Origin of the sequence: Tepidimonas fonticaldi (genome assembly GCF_001675355.1) — a bacterium.
GTDB classification, from domain to species: Bacteria; Pseudomonadota; Gammaproteobacteria; order Burkholderiales; family Burkholderiaceae_C; genus Tepidimonas; species Tepidimonas fonticaldi.
This window is the reverse complement of sequence record NZ_LZDH01000056.1, coordinates 876,325-888,669: the sequence shown is the minus strand read 5'-3', so window position 1 is coordinate 888,669 and position 12,345 is coordinate 876,325. Positions and strand designations below refer to the sequence as shown.

Here is a 12,345-nt window from a genome sequence, read left to right as displayed (position 1 = left end):
CCATGCAAGAAATTCTCGAACAGCTCGAGCGCAAGCGCGCCGCCGCCCGCCTGGGCGGTGGGGTCAAGCGCATCGACGCCCAGCACGCCAAGGGCAAGCTGACCGCGCGCGAGCGCATCGAAGTCCTGCTCGACGAAGGCACCTTCGAAGAGTGGGACATGTTCGTCGAGCACCGCTGCACGGACTTCGGCATGGCGGAGCAGAAGGTGCCTGGCGACGGCGTCGTCACGGGCTACGGCATGATCAATGGCCGGCTGGTGTTTGTCTTCAGCCAGGATTTCACCGTCTTCGGCGGCGCGCTGTCCGAGGCGCATGCCGAGAAGATCTGCAAGATCATGGACCAGGCGATGAAGGTCGGCGCGCCGGTCATCGGCCTCAACGATTCGGGCGGTGCGCGCATCCAGGAGGGGGTGGCGTCGCTTGGCGGCTATGCCGAGGTGTTCCAGCGCAATGTGCTGGCCTCCGGCGTCATTCCGCAGATCAGCGTCATCATGGGGCCGTGCGCGGGCGGCGCGGTCTATTCGCCAGCGATGACGGACTTCATCTTCATGGTGCAGGATACGTCCTACATGTTCGTCACCGGCCCCGAGGTGGTCAAGACCGTGACGCACGAGGAGGTGACCGCCGAGGAGCTGGGCGGGGCGCTGACCCACACCACCAAGAGCGGCGTGGCCGACCGCGCCTTCGACAACGACGTCGAGGCGCTGCTGATGGTGCGCCGTCTGTTCAACTACCTGCCGCTGTCCAACCGCGAGAAGGCCCCCGTGCGCCAAAGCGGCGACCCGATCGACCGCGCAGAACTCAGTCTGGACACCCTGGTGCCGGACAACCCCAACAAGCCGTACGACATGAAGGAGCTGATCCTCAAGACCGTCGATGACGGCGACTTCTTCGAGATCCAGCCCGACTACGCCAAGAACATCATCGTCGGCTTCGCGCGCATGGACGGGCAGACGGTGGGCATCGTCGCCAACCAGCCGCTGGTGCTGGCCGGCTGTCTGGACATCAAGAGCAGCATCAAGGCGGCGCGCTTCGTGCGCTTCTGCGACGCCTTCCACATCCCGGTCATCACCTTTGTCGATGTGCCCGGCTTCATGCCCGGCACGGCGCAGGAGTATGGCGGCATCATCAAGCACGGCGCCAAGCTGCTCTACGCCTACGCCGAGGCCACGGTGCCCAAAATCACCGTCATCACGCGCAAGGCCTACGGCGGTGCGTATGACGTGATGGCCTCCAAGCACCTGCGCGGCGACGTCAACCTGGCCTGGCCCAATGCCGAGATCGCCGTCATGGGCGCCAAGGGGGCGGTGGAAATCATCTTCCGCGAGGACAAGAAGGACCCGGCCAAGCTGGCCGAGCGCGAGGCGGAGTACAAGCGGCGCTTTGCCAACCCGTTCGTCGCCGCCGAGCGCGGCTACATCGACGACGTCATCCTGCCGCACGAGACGCGCAAGCGTATCTGCCGCAGCCTCGTCATGCTCAAGGACAAGAAGCTGGACAACCCGTGGCGCAAGCACGGCAACATCCCGCTGTGAGGCGAGGGGGAGCACACACCATGTTCAAGAAAATCCTGATTGCCAACCGCGGCGAAATCGCTTGCCGCGTCATCGCCACCGCCCGCAAGATGGGCATCGCCACCGTGGCCGTTTATTCCGAGGCCGACCGCGAGGCGCGCCACGTCCGCCTGGCCGACGAGGCCGTCTGCATCGGCCCGGCGCCCAGCCGCGAAAGCTACCTCGTGGCCGACAAGATCATCGCCGCGGCCAAGTCCACCGGCGCCGAGGCCATCCACCCCGGCTACGGCTTCCTGTCCGAGAACGAGGACTTCGCCCGCCGTGTGGAGGAGGAGGGCCTCGTCTTCATCGGTCCGAAGCACTACAGCATCGCCGCGATGGGCGACAAGATCGCCTCCAAGAAGCTGGCCAAGGAGGCCGGCGTCAACACCATCCCGGGCTGGAACGACCCGATCGAGTCGGCCGAGCAGGCGGTGGAGATCGCGCGCGGCATCGGCTACCCCGTGATGATCAAGGCGAGCGCCGGCGGCGGCGGCAAGGGCCTGCGCGTGGCTTTCAACGACAAGGAGGCGCTGGAGGGCTTCACCTCCTGCCGCAACGAGGCGCGCAACAGCTTCGGCGATGACCGCGTCTTCATCGAGAAGTTCGTCGAGGAGCCGCGCCACATCGAGATCCAGGTGCTGGGCGACGCGCACGGCAACGTGATCTACCTGAACGAGCGCGAGTGCTCCATTCAACGCCGCCACCAAAAGGTGATCGAGGAGGCGCCCAGCCCCTTCATCAGCGACGCCACCCGCAAGGCGATGGGCGAGCAGGCCGTGGCGCTGGCCAAGGCGGTGAAGTACCAGAGCGCCGGCACGGTGGAGTTCGTGGTCGGCAAGGACCAGAGCTTTTATTTCCTGGAGATGAACACCCGCCTGCAGGTGGAGCACCCGGTGACCGAGTGCATCACCGGGCTGGATCTGGTGGAGCTGATGATCCGCGTCGCCGCCGGCGAGCCGTTGCCGCTGACGCAGGCCGACGTCAAGCGCGAAGGCTGGGCCATCGAGTGCCGCATCAACGCCGAGGACCCGTTCCGCAACTTCTTGCCCTCCACGGGCCGGTTGGTGCACTTCAAGCCGCCGACCGAGACCATGTGGCAGGCGGATACCGCGCACCGCTACGGCGTGCGGGTGGACACCGGGGTGTTCGAAGGCGGCGAGATCCCGATGTACTACGACTCGATGATCGCCAAGCTCATCGTGCACGGCAAGGACCGCCTGGACGCGATTGCCAAGATGCGCGAGGCGCTCAACGGCTTCGTCATTCGCGGCATCAACAGCAACATCCCCTTCCAGGCCGCGCTGCTGGCGCACCCGGAGTTCGTCGCCGGGCGCTTCAACACCGGCTTCATCGCCCAGCACTACGGCGGCGGTTTCCGCTCCGAGGACGTGCCGCACGACGACGAGGACTTTCTGGTCGCGCTGGCCGCCTTCGTGCGCCGCAAGAGCCGTGAACGGGCGGCCGCGATCAGCGGCCAGCTCCCCGGCTATGGCGTCAAGGTCGGCAAGGACTACACCGTCATCCGCCTGTCCAACGACGGCCAGCACCGCCACATCCCGGTCCATGTGGACGAGTTCGTGGGCGAGACCGGCTACGCCTCGGTGCTGGTGGGGGACAAGCGCTACAAGATCAGCTCGCCCTCGCGCCTGAACGACATCGTCATCACTGGCGAGGTCAACGGCCAGCCCTTCACCGCGCAGATCGAACGCGGCAGCGCCCGCAATCCGCTGGCCCTGGTCGTGCAGCACAACGGCACCAAGCTGGAGTGCCTGGTGGTGTCGCCCCGCATGGCGGAGCTGCACCGGCTGATGCCCTTCAAGGCGCCGCCGGACATGAGCCGCTATGTGCTCTCGCCCATGCCGGGGCTGCTGGTCGATGTGGCCGTCCAGCCCGGCCAGAGGGTGCAAGCCGGCGAACGCGTCGCCGTCATCGAGGCCATGAAGATGGAGAACGTGCTGTTCGCCGCGGCCGACGGCGTCGTGGCCAAGGTGCTGGCCAGCAAGGGCGAGTCGCTCGTGGTGGATCAACCCATCGTGGAGTTCGAAAAGTGAGCGCGCGCCCCTTTCAGGTGCTGGGCATCCAGCAAATCGCCATCGGCGGGCCGGACAAGGCCCGGTTGCGCCGCCTGTGGGTGGACCTGTTCGGGCTGGAGGTGACCGGCACCTTCGTCAGCGAGCGCGAGAACGTGGACGAGGACATCTGCGCCACCGGAAGCGGTCCGTTCAAGGTCGAGGTAGACCTGATGCAGCCGCTGGATCCAGAGAAAAAACCCGCGGTCCACGCCACCCCGCTGAATCACGTCGGCCTGTGGGTGGACGATCTGCCGCGCGCCGTCGAATGGTTGAGCGGCCAAGGGGTGCGCTTTGCGCCCGGCGGTATCCGCCGGGGCGCCGCCGGCTTTGACATCTGCTTCATCCACCCCAAGGGCAACGACGAGTTTCCCGTGGGCGGGGAGGGCGTATTGATCGAGCTGGTGCAAGCCCCGCCCGAGGTCATCCAGGCCTTTCGCGCGCTGGCGGCCGGCCCGTCGGTGGCAGGGGCGCTCGACTAAGACGCGGCGCGGGCCGCGCGCGCCTTGGCGATGGCCGCCTCGATCAGGGCGCGCTTGCGGTCGAGGACGGCCGGGTCGGTGTGCTTGGAGTGGGCCGGCAGGTCGGCCAGCTTGGCCTCGGCCTTGTGCAGGCGGCGCTCGGCCTGCTCGTCGGCCTCACGGGCCAGGCGGGCGAGCCGGGCCTGATAACGGGTGCGGGCCTGCTCGGCCTGTTGGGGCGACCACGCGGCCCAGCCGCGCCGGTCGCCGCTGATGGGGACCATCGCAATGCAGTCCACCGGGCACGCCGGGATGCACAGCTCGCAGCCCGTGCAGTAGGGCTCGATCACGGTGTGCATGCGCTTGTGCGCACCGACGATGGCGTCGGTCGGGCAGGCCTTGATGCACAGGGTGCAGCCGATGCACCAGGTCTCGTCGATGACGGCGACGCCCATCGGGCCTTCGGTCCCGTGGGCGGGGTTCAGGGGTTTGGGCGCACGGCCGGTCAGCGCCGCCAGCCGCCGCACGCCTTCTTCGCCCCCCGGCGGGCATTGGTCGATGTCCGCTTCGCCGCGGGCAATCGCCTCGGCATAGTGGCGGCAATCCGGATAGCCGCAGCGCGTGCACTGCGTCTGCGGCAGGGCGGCATCGATGCGGTCGGCCAGCGTCGGGGCGCTGGCGTTTGCGTCGCCCGCGCTCATGCCCCCGGTTCGGTCTTGCGGCGGCGGCCGCGCGTCGGCGCCGGCTCGTCCCGGCGGATGGCAGACGCCATCAAATCGGCCTCGGCCTGGGCAGCGGCCACATCGGCGCCACCCGCCGGCGGTTGGTGCGCCAGGATGAAGTCCCGCACCACGGGGTAGACCTTCTCGCGCCAGCGCCGCCCGCTGAAGATGCCGTAATGGCCGGCCCCCGCGACTTCGAAATGACGCTGATCGCGGGACTCGATGCCCGTGCACAGGTCATGCGCCGCGCGCGTCTGCCCGCTGCCGGAGATGTCGTCCAGCTCGCCTTCGACCGTCAGCAGCCCCGTGTTCCGGATGTCCTGCGGGCGCACCCGCTCCAGCGTGCCATCGGGTGCGCGCACGTCCCAGGTGCCGTGCACCAGCTTGAACTCCTGGAACACCGTGCGGATGGTCTCCAGGTAGTAGTTCGCGTCCATGTCCAGCACCGCGTTGTACTCGTCGTAGAACTGGCGGTGCGCCTCGGCGCTCTCGTTGTCGCCCTTGATCAGTTGCAGGAAGTAGTCGTAGTGGCTGTTGACATGGCGGTCCGGGTTCATCGCGATGAAGCCGGCATGCTGCAAAAAGCCGGGATAGACGCGTCGCCCTTCGCCGGGGAAGCCCGCCGGCACGCGGTAGATCACGTTGTTTTCAAACCACTCGTAGCTGCGGTGCACGGCCAGGTTGTTGACCGCCGTCGGCGAGCGGCGCGCGTCGATCGGGCCGCCCATCATAGTCATGGACAGCGGTGTCTTCTCGCCACGGCTGGCCATCAACGACACGGCCGCCAGCACCGGCACCGTGGGCTGGCACACGCTCATCACGTGGCAGTTGCCATACTGCCGCTGCAGGTAGCGGATGAACTCCTGCACATAGTTGACGTAGTCGTCGAGGTGGAAATCCCCCTCGGACAGCGGGACGGTGCGGGCGTTTTTCCAGTCGGTGATGTAGACCTTGTGGTCACGCAGCATGGTGCGCACGGTGTCGCGCAGCAGCGTCGCGTAGTGCCCCGACAGCGGCGCCACGATCAGCACCACCGGCTGCTCCTTCAGGCGCAGCAGCGTCTGGGGATCGTCCGAGTAGCGCTTGAAGCGGCGCAACTCACAGAAGGGTTTATCGATCTCCACCCGCTCGTGGATGGCGACATGCACCCCGCCGATGTCCACGCTGCGAATGCCAAACTCGGGTTTTTCGTAGTCCTTGCCCAGGCGGTGCAGCAGGTCGTAGGCAGCCGCCACGCGCTGCGAAAACGGCGTTTGCGCCAAGGGCGACGAGGGGTTGGCAAACAGCTTGGCCGTCACCAGCGCGAAGTCGGAGAACGGCTCCATCAACGCCCGTTGGGCCTCGTACAGGTGATACAGCATGGCGTCGGTCGGTTATGTTGCAGTGCAGCAAATATAGCAGGAAGTCGCCCTGGACGCCATGCGGCCGAACCCCGAGGCGCCGTCGCCTCGGGGACAGCCATGGGGATCAGAGGACAGCCGCGATCGACTGGCAGACGTAGTCGATGTTGCGGCTGTTGAGGGCGGCCACGCACATGCGGCCCGTGTCGGTGCCGTAGACGCCGAACTCGGTGCGCAGGCGCACCATCTGGTCTTTGGTCAGCCCCGAGTAGCTGAACATGCCGATCTGCTGGGTGATGAAGGACATGTCCTGCCGGACGCCGGCGGCCGCCAATCCGTCCACCAGCCGCTGGCGCATGGCCTTGATGCGGGTGCGCATGTCGCCCAGCTCCTGCTCCCACAGCGCGCGCAGCTCGGGCGTGTTCAGCACCATGGCCACCACGGCCGCGCCATGCGTCGGCGGGTTGGAGTAGTTGGTGCGAACCACAATCTTGAGCTGCGACAGCACGCGGTCGGCCTCGTCCTTGCTGGCGCACACCACGGACAGCGCGCCGACGCGCTCACCATACAGGCTGAAGCTCTTGGAGAAGGATGTGGAGACGAACACGTCCAGCCCCGCGGCCACGAACTTGCCCACCGCCGCCCCGTCCTCGGCGATGCCGTGGCCGAAGCCCTGGTAGGCCATGTCGAGGAAAGGCACCAGGCTGCGCTCGCGCACCACGGCCACGACGGCGTCCCACTGCTCGGGCGTCAGGTCGTAGCCGGTGGGGTTGTGGCAGCAGGCGTGCAGCACGACGATGGTGCCCGCATCGGCCGCGCGCAGGCTGGCCAGCATGCCGTCCACGTTCACGCCGCGCTTGGCCGCGTCGTAATAGGTGTAGGTGTCCACCGCGAAGCCGGCGTTGGCAAACAGGGCCCGGTGGTTCTCCCAGCTCGGGTCGCTGATCAGCACCTTGGCGCCCGGGGTGAGCTTTTTCAGGAAGTCGGCGCCAATTTTGAGGCCGCCCGTGCCGCCCAGCGCCTGCACCGTGGCCACGCGGCCGCTGCGCACCACGTCGCTGTCGGCGCCAAACACCAGTGCCTTGACCGCGTTGTCGTAGGCCGCGATGCCGTCGATCGGCAGGTAGCCGCGCGGGGCGGGCTTTTCCATCAGGCGCTGCTCGGCCGCCTGCACGCATTGCAGCAGTGGCAGCTTGCCGTTGTCGTCGTAGTAAACGCCGACGCCCAGGTTGACCTTGTTGGGGCGGGTGTCTGCGGCAAACTGTTCGTTCAGGCCCAGGATGGGATCGCGGGGGGCCATTTCGACAGCGGAGAAAAGCGACATGTGCAGTCCTTCGGGGGCGGTTGGATAATCCGAAATTTTACCCGGGGCCTGCCCGCGGCCCGCCGCCATGACCACCGAGACGATCGTCCCCACCGCCCCCCAGGACGGCCATGCCACCCCTGGGGCGTTCGTGACCTTTCCCGGCTCGCCGTTCGAGCTGTATCAGCCCTATCCGCCGGCCGGCGACCAGCCGGAGGCGATCGCACGGCTGGTCGAGGGCGTGCAGGACGGCGAGGCCTTTCAGACGCTGCTGGGCGTGACCGGATCGGGCAAGACGTTCACGATGGCCAATGTGATCGCTCGGCTGGGGCGGCCGGCCATCGTGTTCGCCCCCAACAAGACGCTCGCGGCGCAGCTCTACAGCGAGTTCCGCGAGTTCTTTCCCAAGAACGCGGTCGAATACTTTGTCAGCTATTACGACTACTACCAGCCCGAGGCCTACGTGCCGCAGCGGGATCTCTACATCGAGAAAGACAGCGCCATCAACGAGCACATCGAGCAGATGCGCCTGTCCTGCACCAAAAGCCTGCTGGAGCGGCGCGACGTCGTCATCGTCGCCACCGTCAGTGCCATTTACGGCATCGGCAAGCCCGAGAACTACCACCGCATGATCCTGACGCTGCGCACCGGCGATCGGCTGGGGCAGCGCGACATCATCGCGCAACTGGTGCGCATGCAGTACCAGCGCAACGAGCAGGAGTTCGTGCGCGGCAAGTTCCGCGTGCGCGGCGACACCATCGACGTCTTCCCCGCCGAGCATTCCGAGCTGGCGGTGCGCATCGAGCTCTTCGACGACGAGGTGGAGTCGCTGGCCCTGTTCGACCCGCTGACCGGGCGCATCCGGCACAAGCTGCCGCGCTTCACCATCTACCCCAGCAGCCACTATGTGACCCCGCGCGAGCAGGTGCTGCAGGCGGTGGAGGGCATCAAGCAGGAGCTGGACGCGCGGCTGAAGGAACTGGTCGGCATGGGCAAGCTGCTCGAGGCCCAGCGGCTGGAGCAGCGCACCCGCTTCGACCTGGAGATGCTGGTCGAGGTGGGGCACTGCAAGGGCATCGAAAACTACACGCGCCACCTGTCCGGGGCCGCGCCCGGCGAGCCCCCCAGCACGCTCACCGACTACCTGCCGCGCGACGCGCTGATGTTCCTGGACGAAAGCCACGTGATGATCGGCCAGCTGGGCGGCATGTACAACGGCGACCGGGCGCGCAAGACCACGCTGGTGGAGTACGGCTTTCGCCTGCCGAGCGCGCTGGACAACCGGCCGCTGAAGTTCGAGGAATTCGAGCAGCGCATGCGGCAGGTGATCTTCGTCTCGGCCACGCCGGGGGAGTACGAGCTGCGCCGCTCCTCCCAAGTGGTGGAGCAGGTGGTGCGCCCCACCGGCCTCGTCGATCCGGTGGTGGAGGTGCGGCCCGCCACCCACCAGGTGGACGATGTGCTGCAGGAGATCCGCCTGCGCGTGGAGCGCGACGAGCGCGTGCTGGTGACCACGCTGACCAAGCGCATGGCCGAACAACTCACCGACTACCTGACCGAAAACGGCGTGCGCGTGCGCTATCTGCACTCCGACGTGGACACGGTCGAGCGGGTCGAGATCATCCGCGACCTGCGCCTGGGGGCCTTCGATGTGCTGGTGGGCATCAATCTGCTGCGCGAGGGGCTGGACATTCCCGAGGTGTCGCTGGTGGCCATCCTGGACGCGGACAAGGAGGGCTTTTTGCGTGCCGAGCGCAGCCTGATCCAGACCATCGGCCGCGCCGCTCGCAACCTCCACGGCATGGCCATTCTGTACGCGGACACCATCACCGACTCCATGCGCCGCGCCATCGACGAGACGGAGCGCCGCCGGGCCAAACAGCTCGCACACAACGCCGCCCACGGCGTGACACCGCGCGGGGTGACCAAGCGCATCAAGGACCTGATCGACGGCGTCGTCAGCGACAAGGCGGCCGAGGAGGCGCAGCGCCAAGCCGAGGCGCGCGAAGCCGCCGCCTGGGTCGAGGAGATGGACGAGAAAGACCTGGCGCGCGAGATCAAGCGGCTGGAAAAGCAGATGCTCGAGCATGCGCGCAACCTGGAGTTCGAGGCCGCGGCGCGTGTGCGCGACCAGCTTGCCCGCCTCAAGGACCGGGTGCTGGGGGCGCATGGCGGAGAGGGCGGGCTGTGACGCGCGGCCTCCCCCGTTTGGGGGAGGGTCAGCGGCGGATGGTTTCGCCACAATAACGCCCATGTCATCCGACATCGTGCGGCTCTACCTCATCGAGGACGACCGGTCCATCCTGCGCTTCGTCGAAGGGGCACTGAGGCACCGGCCCGAATGGCGCCTCGTCGGGCATTCCGACACCGTTGCCCATGCCGAAGTCATGGCGCCCAACAGCCTGGCCGACGTTTTCCTGGTCGACTTGGGCTTGCCCGACGGCTCCGGCGAAGACATGCTGCGGCTGCTGGCCAACGCCAAGCCCGACGCCGAGCTGCTGGTCTTTACCGTGTTCGGCGACGAATCCCGACTGATCCGCGCCTTGCAGCGCGGCGCCACGGGCTATGTGCTCAAGGGTTGTACCGAGCGCGAGCTGATCGAGGCGATCGAGCAGATCCGCGAAGGGGGCGCGCCGATTTCTCCGCTGCTGGCGCGCATGCTGCTCAAGCAGTTTCGCGCGGCCGAGTCGGATGCAGACGCCTGGGGCGGACCGGACGGTCGCGCGCCGGTGCTCTCGGAGCGGGAAACCGACGTCCTGCACCTCGTGGCGCAAGGCTATGTCAACAAAGAAATCGCCCAGCGATTGAACATCGGTGTGGCGACGGTCAGCACCCACATCAAAAATCTGTACCGCAAGCTGGCGGTGCGCACCCGCGTGCAGGTGGTCCGTGCCGCGCAAGCGCGGGGCCTGCTGTGAGTCCCCCCATCGACCTGCCACCGCGCCCGCGCAGCCGACGCAGCGAGCGCGTCTGGCTGTGGGTGGGCGGGGTGCTGCTGGTGTTGCTGGCGATCCTGTACCGCGTATCGCTGCCCGCGCCCATGCCGGGCGTGTTCGATCTGCAACGCGCCACGGCGTCCCTGCCGCTCGATCCCCGGACGCCCGCGCGCGCCGTGTCGCTGCCCCATGTGCTGGACGACGAAGGGCCGGCGTGGTGGGATCGCGTCGACTATGTCCTGCCGTGGCCGCAGGCGCTCGGTGAACCGGCGCCGTCGCCGCGGCGGCTGGCGCTGCTGATCCCCCGGGTGGGGATGGGCATGCGGGTGCTCCTCAATGGGGAGGAGATCTACCGCTTTGGATGGGAGGCGCCCCCGGACCGCACGGTCAACGCGACCTGGTTTCCGCACCTGGTGTTGCTGCCGGAGCGCCTGCTGGCCGAGCGGGCGCCCGACAACGAGCTGACGATCCAGGTACAGGCCCAGGTGCTGGAGCGCAGCGGTCTGTGGCCCGTGCACATCGGCGACGCGGACCAGTTGATTCCGCGCTATCAGACCCTGCACTTTTGGCAGGTGACCGGCACCTGGATGATGGCCATGGTGTCGCTGCTGGTGGGCGTTCTGGCCCTCGTCATGTGGCGCTCGTTGCGCGAGCGCCTGTTTTTGCTGGGTGGCATTGCGTCCTTGGCCCACGCGGTCCGGATGGTGTTGTCGGTCGTGCCGGACCTGCCGCTGCCGTACGACACCTATTTTTTCATCCACCGCGTGTCCTTCAGCGTCTACGCGGGGTTTTTCATCCTGACGGTGGAGGAATTGTTCGGGCGCCGACTGCGCTGGGTTCGTCTGGCCGCCTGGGCGCTCATCGCCATCGCCCCGTTCTGGATGCTCTGGATTTTGTTATTACAGGACTATTCGCTGTACCGCGTTTGGGCGGGCGCCATGGCCACCCTGGCCGGCATCAGCTTGGCATGGGCCGTCTTCGACAACCTGCGCCGCCGTCAATTTTCCGACGAGCACCGACTGGTCGTCGTGGTGGCGACGTTCACCCTGATCACCGCGGTGCGGGATTTTTTGGTGGTTCAGCTCAACTTTCCCGGCGATGCCGACCTTCGGTGGACATCGATCGGCGGCTCAGCGCTCATGTTGACCATGGGTTGGGTGCTGGTCGATCGGGCCACCGAATGGGCGCGCGCGGTACACCGGCTCAACGACACGCTGGCGCAGACGGTCGCGCAACGCGAAGCCGAACTGCGTACAGCTTTCCAGCGTCTGCAGTTGGCCGAACGACAGCGCGTGGCCGAGGAGGAACGCCGCCGTCTGATGCGCGACATGCACGACGGCCTGGGCAGCCAGTTGGTGCAAACCCTCAACATGGTCCGCAGCGCCGGCGCCGTGTTGGATCGCGGCCCGATCGAGGCCATGCTCGCCCAAGCCCTGGACGAGCTGCGGCTGACGCTCGACTCTTTCGAGCCGATGGAAGGGGATTTGCCCGCCATTCTCGGCACGCTTCGCCGTCGACTTGGGCCGGCTCTCGAAGCCGCTGGCATCGAACTGCGCTGGGAGGTGCAGGATGTCCCCCCCATCGAGGCGCTGGACTCGCGCGGCGTCATGCATCTGTTTCGCTGCCTGCAGGAGATCCTTGCCAACGTCGTCAAACACGCGCGTGCGCGCCGTATCATCGTCAGCACTTGGCTGGGCGATGACCACATCGTTTTGTCGATCGAGGACGACGGGGTTGGCATGCCGCCGCCACAGGCCCGCCAAACCGAAGGCCGCGGGCTACGCAACGTGCTGACGCGGGCGGCCAAGATCGGCGCCGAGGTGCGCTTCTACGACGCCCATCCCGGGACGGGGGTCGAACTGGTGTTCCCCGTCCACGGCCCGACGCCAGAATCCGACAGCGATTGGCTGCGACGCGGCGCTTGAGGCCGCATACCCGACAAAAACGTTCGACTTTTG

Annotated in this window: 9 protein-coding genes; 6 read left to right on the top strand and 3 right to left on the bottom strand. The window is 67.2% G+C overall.

From position 1 onward, the window contains the following. The first annotated feature begins 2 nt into the window (after nucleotides 1-2). The 3 genes from A9O67_RS09995 to A9O67_RS09985 are packed head-to-tail and all read left to right on the top strand — an operon-like array spanning nucleotide 3 to nucleotide 4,107. Nucleotides 3-1,535, top strand: coding sequence for an acyl-CoA carboxylase subunit beta (locus A9O67_RS09995; RefSeq protein WP_068609704.1), 1,533 nt, complete (start codon nucleotides 3-5; stop codon nucleotides 1,533-1,535). A gap of 20 nt (nucleotides 1,536-1,555) precedes the next feature. Beyond that, the gene (accC, locus tag A9O67_RS09990) at nucleotides 1,556-3,607 is read left to right on the top strand and encodes an acetyl-CoA carboxylase biotin carboxylase subunit (RefSeq protein WP_068609702.1); all 2,052 of its coding nucleotides are present in this window, start codon (nucleotides 1,556-1,558) and stop codon (nucleotides 3,605-3,607) included. Continuing rightward, on the top strand, nucleotides 3,604-4,107 hold the full coding sequence (locus tag A9O67_RS09985; RefSeq protein ID WP_068609701.1) for a VOC family protein: 504 nt from the start codon (nucleotides 3,604-3,606) through the stop codon (nucleotides 4,105-4,107). Before accC ends, A9O67_RS09985 begins: the two co-directional genes overlap by 4 nt. Here the strand turns inward: A9O67_RS09985 and rsxB are convergent. The 3 genes from rsxB to A9O67_RS09970 all read right to left on the bottom strand — a co-directional run bounded on the left by rsxB (nucleotide 4,104) and on the right by A9O67_RS09970 (nucleotide 7,472). Next, a complete protein-coding gene (rsxB, locus tag A9O67_RS09980; RefSeq protein WP_068609699.1) occupies nucleotides 4,104-4,787 on the bottom strand; it encodes an electron transport complex subunit RsxB in 684 nt (227 codons plus the stop codon). The two genes, A9O67_RS09985 and rsxB, sit on opposite strands and share 4 nt — an antisense overlap. Next, the gene (locus A9O67_RS09975; protein ID WP_068609697.1) at nucleotides 4,784-6,169 is read right to left on the bottom strand and encodes a polyhydroxyalkanoate depolymerase; all 1,386 of its coding nucleotides are present in this window, start codon (nucleotides 6,167-6,169) and stop codon (nucleotides 4,784-4,786) included. The genes rsxB and A9O67_RS09975 overlap by 4 nt, the downstream gene beginning before the upstream one ends. Before the next feature lie 106 nt (nucleotides 6,170-6,275). After that, nucleotides 6,276-7,472, bottom strand: coding sequence for an amino acid aminotransferase (locus tag A9O67_RS09970; RefSeq protein WP_068609695.1), 1,197 nt, complete (start codon nucleotides 7,470-7,472; stop codon nucleotides 6,276-6,278). Between the two features lie 67 nt (nucleotides 7,473-7,539). On the opposite strand from A9O67_RS09970, the gene uvrB reads away from it, so the two are divergent. From uvrB to A9O67_RS09955, 3 genes are all read left to right on the top strand, one after another. Continuing rightward, on the top strand, nucleotides 7,540-9,642 hold the full coding sequence (gene uvrB / locus A9O67_RS09965; RefSeq protein ID WP_068609694.1) for an excinuclease ABC subunit UvrB: 2,103 nt from the start codon (nucleotides 7,540-7,542) through the stop codon (nucleotides 9,640-9,642). A gap of 61 nt (nucleotides 9,643-9,703) precedes the next feature. Beyond that, nucleotides 9,704-10,369 (top strand): LuxR C-terminal-related transcriptional regulator, encoded by a 666-nt coding sequence (locus A9O67_RS09960; RefSeq protein ID WP_068609690.1) that lies wholly within the window; start codon nucleotides 9,704-9,706, stop codon nucleotides 10,367-10,369. Continuing rightward, on the top strand, nucleotides 10,366-12,312 hold the full coding sequence (locus tag A9O67_RS09955; RefSeq protein ID WP_068609688.1) for a sensor histidine kinase: 1,947 nt from the start codon (nucleotides 10,366-10,368) through the stop codon (nucleotides 12,310-12,312). Before A9O67_RS09960 ends, A9O67_RS09955 begins: the two co-directional genes overlap by 4 nt. Nucleotides 12,313-12,345: the final 33 nt, after the last annotated feature.

Bases quoted from the DNA above. Each gene is read 5' to 3' on its own strand.
- accC (WP_068609702.1), top strand. From the start codon at position 1,556: ATGTTCAAGAAAATCCTGATTGCCAACCGCGGCGAAATCGCTTGCCGC.
- A9O67_RS09970 (WP_068609695.1), bottom strand. From the start codon at position 7,472: ATGTCGCTTTTCTCCGCTGTCGAAATGGCCCCCCGCGATCCCATCCTG.
- rsxB (WP_068609699.1), bottom strand. From the start codon at position 4,787: ATGAGCGCGGGCGACGCAAACGCCAGCGCCCCGACGCTGGCCGACCGC.
- A9O67_RS09995 (WP_068609704.1), top strand. From the start codon at position 3: ATGCAAGAAATTCTCGAACAGCTCGAGCGCAAGCGCGCCGCCGCCCGC.
- A9O67_RS09975 (WP_068609697.1), bottom strand. From the start codon at position 6,169: ATGCTGTATCACCTGTACGAGGCCCAACGGGCGTTGATGGAGCCGTTC.
- A9O67_RS09960 (WP_068609690.1), top strand. From the start codon at position 9,704: ATGTCATCCGACATCGTGCGGCTCTACCTCATCGAGGACGACCGGTCC.
- uvrB (WP_068609694.1), top strand. From the start codon at position 7,540: ATGACCACCGAGACGATCGTCCCCACCGCCCCCCAGGACGGCCATGCC.